This is a genomic window from Catenibacterium sp. UBA627, from assembly GCF_002299355.1.
Lineage (GTDB): Bacteria > Bacillota_I > Bacilli_A > Erysipelotrichales > Coprobacillaceae > Catenibacterium > Catenibacterium mitsuoka.
In genome coordinates, this window is sequence record NZ_DBPF01000015.1 from 1 (window position 1) to 4010 (window position 4010).

Consider the following 4010-nt stretch of genomic DNA (forward strand, 5'->3'; position numbering starts at 1 on the left):
GAAATAGGACACTAAAAGCTGCCAATTGGCAGCTTTTACTATTCACACATAATTTTAATGATTTCCTGGTCAGTAGAAGCCATACCTTGACTTCCTAATACACCGATATTGTGGATTGTATTTTCTATACCCTTAGAAATAATACCATCTCCACCATAGAACTGCTGACCATTCATATACATATCATAACCTAGAATACCAGCTTCTACACTTACCGCAATCTTTGCAGCACAGCTTGCTTTAGCACCATCACAGATAATACCAGAAGTAATAGCTAAGGCATTCACGATTGTATGATTCATCACTTCTTCACTTGCATCCTTTAAATAAGCAAGTCCTGCACCACATGCAGCACCCGCACTTACTGCACCACAGAAAGCAGATAAACGACCAATCTCAGTCTTTAAATGAATGGCTGTTAAGTTAGAAATCACAAGAGCACGATATAACTTCTCTTTATCTAAATGTTCTCTTTCTGCATAAATAATAAGAGGTACAGATACAGTTAATCCCTGGTTACCACTACCAGAATTAATCACTACAGGTAGTTCACAACCATTCATTCTTGCATCACTACCAGCTGCTGCATAGGCCTTTAATAGACTTGGTAAATCTTTTCTAATCGCTATCACCTTACCAATATTAGCCCCATAATCACCATGCATTCCTTCTTGTGCAATGGCAGTATTACATGCAATCATCTGATCTAATAACTCTTTTACATCATCAATTTGGACTTCTTTCGCAAAAGTATAAATATCATGCATAGTAAGAGTGAGATAATCTTCATCAATAGTCTGTTTCAATGCTTCTCCACATACAATAGTTTCATTATCTTTTGTCATTTCTACAATATGTGTATGTGTTCCCGCAATATGTACCATTGCTTCATGTTCATCATTAGATACAGTTAAACGAATATCTAAAGAATAAGGGGATTCTAAAGGCTGTACCTTAATAGAGGCACTCTTCATAAGTTCAGTCATCGCAATAATATCTTCTTCCTTCACATGACTAATAACCTCTAATTCTGCTTCTGCATCTCCACCTGTAATCCCAATACAGGCAGCTGTTTCAATACCTTTGTTTCCATGAGTATGAGGCACAATAACACTCTTGACATTCTTGATAATATTACCACTGACTTCAATCATGATCTTATTTGGCATACCACCTAATGCCTTTCTTGCGAGACTTCCTGCATACGCAATTGCGATAGGTTCTGTACATCCCATGGCAGTTACGAGTTCCTTATTTAAGATTCTTACATAAGTCTCATAAAGTTCTTTATCCATTCTTTTTCTCCTTATTAAAAAGGCAATGAATCATTGCCTTATTGATCAATATCTTTTCTATAAATGTCAAAGCTGCTTACTATCATCGCAAATAAGAATCCAGTTGATACAAAGAAGATTGTATAATCGAGTAATCCATGAATATAGATCATAACAATATAGCCTACAATTAAAGCAACAAGAGTAGGGTTACACTTTGATCTTAATAAGCGATATAAACGTTTAATATTTTCAATGAAGAACGGTGCAATCACCAATAATCCTATAATCCCAAAACATAAAACAGGATCAATAAAGATATTATGTGAATGCTGTGTAGGATGCCCATTATATTGTGCATAAATGTGCCAGTATGTCATAGGTCCTTCACCAAATAAGAAATGTGTCTTAATGTTCTGAATAGCAACTTCCCAGATATGTCTTCTTACCCCTAAGTATTTCACAATATTGCTCATACGTGGAATATATTGAGGTTTTGCGATAAAGAAACCAACACCGGCTGCACCTACAGCACAAATACCACCAAAACTCTTATAATTACGATTAAACAACAACATAATCGCAAGACCACCAGCAAGTGCAGGCCAAGCAGTACGACATCCTGTTAAATATAGACAGAATAAGTTAAGTAATGTAATTAAACCAATAATCACTATTTCTTTAATATGATTCATGAATCCATGATTATGAGTATACTTCAAGAACTTATAGAAGCAAATAGCCACAAAGAACTCAATCATCATTGCATAGTAGTTCGCATTAAAGAACATCGCATTCGTACGATACTGTGGTGCATTAAATACAACCAAATACCATCCTTCAAGATCAAACTGTCTTAAGATGAAGATATATTCAATAATAGCCCATACACTTGCAAATACACTTAAACCAATCACTATATTCAACATTGTATCAAATAGTTCTTCACTTGCATGACGTCTATATACAAGTGTCATACTATATAACATCAAATAACCTAATGATACACCAGCTCCTGGCCAGTTCTGATAAAAGACACTTGTTAAGAAAATAAGTGCTGAAAAGAAAATAATATATTTACTGCGTTTTGCTTCTTCATAACCTTTCTTTACTTCACCCTGTTTAATCCATTTAAAGAATATAATTGCATGAATCACTACAGTAATATAGAAAGGAAGGAATATTGCGGCAACCGCAATAAGAAAATCACATTGCACAGAATCAAAACGTGACTTTAAGTTTTTAATAATATCCATGAGAACCCCCTTTATTACATTCTATATTATACACGAAAAATCAAAAAAAATATTGTTTACTCACGAAATATTGGTAGAATACTCTATGGAGGTAGAATATATGAATATGAACACTTCATTCTTCTCTTTTAAATCAGGATCTCCATTCATGATTATCCTATCTATTATTTTAGGAACACTACTCATGGCTTATGGAATCTATGAAATCTTCTTTAAGAAAGATAAAAGAGAAATTAAAGGAATTTACCATGGTTATAAGAAAGTCAATAACTTATATTGTCGTCCTATCTTCCAGTATTCTTATGGTACAAAGAAGTATAACCAGGCATCTATCCAGGAATTTAAAGTAGAAAAGATTGAAAAAGATTATGTAAAAGGACAGGAATATCCTATTTATTTAGGGGAACAGGCGAATACATTCTATTTAAAGAAGAAAAGCACTTGGTCTAACTATTTATTAATCGTTGCAGGTATCTTATTCTATGTCAGTGCTATTCTAGGTTATCTAGGATTCTAAAAAGAAGTAGTTTTTAATAACTACTTCTTTTTCTTTTCTAATCTTTTTTCTACAGCACGATAAAGTGGTTCTAATAGTTTCTTATTCTTTTTCTTACATACAAGATAGAAACTATTAGTCGCTTCTTTATCTATGATTGGAATAATCTTTCTATTATCTGGCTTGCCATCTCTTTCTATAGATAAATCAGAAATAAATGTAGGAAGAGTAGAATTCTGAGTCAGATCCATAAATACTTCTCTATTATCCTGAAGAATAAAATGAGTATGAGGCTGTGTTTCTAAATGCATTGGATACCATACACCAATTCTAGAATACAACAGCATTGTCTGACCATCTAGATTCTTAAAGAATAATGCTTTACTATCTGCAAGAGGATGATCAGGTGCTAATGAGAAATACAATGTTTCTGTATCATATAACGCATAATATAATTCTTTACTATCAGGAATCTTATTTAATACAACAGCTGTATATAAATCATTCTCTAAACCAGATAATAAGATATCTGGCATTTTTATTTCTGAAGAAATAGCCATATCTTCATATATCTTACCAGCATAAGGTACTAAATCCCATAAAGGCGCAGGTGCGCATGATCCAATACTAATTGTATGAGTCATACGATCATATTCACGTACACGAGCAATCATATCATTGGCAGAAAATAATACCTTCTGTGCATAATCAACAGCTACTTTACCAGTCGCATTTAAAGTAATACGATTCTTTTCACGGTCAAAAATAGGAACCTGCAGTTCTTCTTCAAGCTTCTGCATGGCACGAGAAAGAGCTGGCTGAGAGATATGTAATGCTTCAGCCGCTTTAGATAATGTTCCATATTTAGAAACAGCTAATAATTGTTCAACTTGTCCAATTTCAATCATTTAATATTCCTCCTCACTATGCACTCACATTATAGCATAATACAAAACTGGCATTGTACTTTTCTACTTATTATTT

At 33.4% G+C, this 4010-nt stretch carries 4 protein-coding genes; 1 reads left to right on the forward strand and 3 read right to left on the reverse strand.

Translation table 11 applies throughout. The annotated features are described in order from the left end of the window. Positions 1-38: 38 nt before the first annotated feature. Entirely contained in the window at positions 39-1295 is a 1257-nt protein-coding gene (locus tag B2S90_RS01140; RefSeq protein WP_286696413.1) for a serine dehydratase subunit alpha family protein, read from the reverse strand. A gap of 38 nt (positions 1296-1333) precedes the next feature. Next, the gene (locus B2S90_RS01145; RefSeq protein ID WP_286696414.1) at positions 1334-2530 is read right to left on the reverse strand and encodes an O-antigen ligase family protein; all 1197 of its coding nucleotides are present in this window, start codon (positions 2528-2530) and stop codon (positions 1334-1336) included. Positions 2531-2630: 100 nt separating this feature from the next. Between B2S90_RS01145 and B2S90_RS01150 the strand changes: the two genes are divergently transcribed. After that, entirely contained in the window at positions 2631-3047 is a 417-nt protein-coding gene (locus B2S90_RS01150; RefSeq protein ID WP_040390262.1) for a hypothetical protein, read from the forward strand. A gap of 20 nt (positions 3048-3067) precedes the next feature. On the opposite strand, the gene B2S90_RS01155 is transcribed toward B2S90_RS01150, so the two are convergent. Then, entirely contained in the window at positions 3068-3934 is an 867-nt protein-coding gene (locus B2S90_RS01155) for a LysR family transcriptional regulator (RefSeq protein ID WP_278861260.1), read from the reverse strand. Positions 3935-4010 lie beyond the last annotated feature (76 nt).

Excerpts from the sequence above, each read along its gene's own strand:
- B2S90_RS01140 (WP_286696413.1), bottom strand. The coding sequence starts at position 1,295 with ATGGATAAAGAACTTTATGAGACTTATGTAAGAATCTTAAATAAGGAA.
- B2S90_RS01145 (WP_286696414.1), bottom strand. The coding sequence starts at position 2,530 with ATGGATATTATTAAAAACTTAAAGTCACGTTTTGATTCTGTGCAATGT.
- B2S90_RS01150 (WP_040390262.1), top strand. The coding sequence starts at position 2,631 with ATGAATATGAACACTTCATTCTTCTCTTTTAAATCAGGATCTCCATTC.
- B2S90_RS01155 (WP_278861260.1), bottom strand. The coding sequence starts at position 3,934 with ATGATTGAAATTGGACAAGTTGAACAATTATTAGCTGTTTCTAAATAT.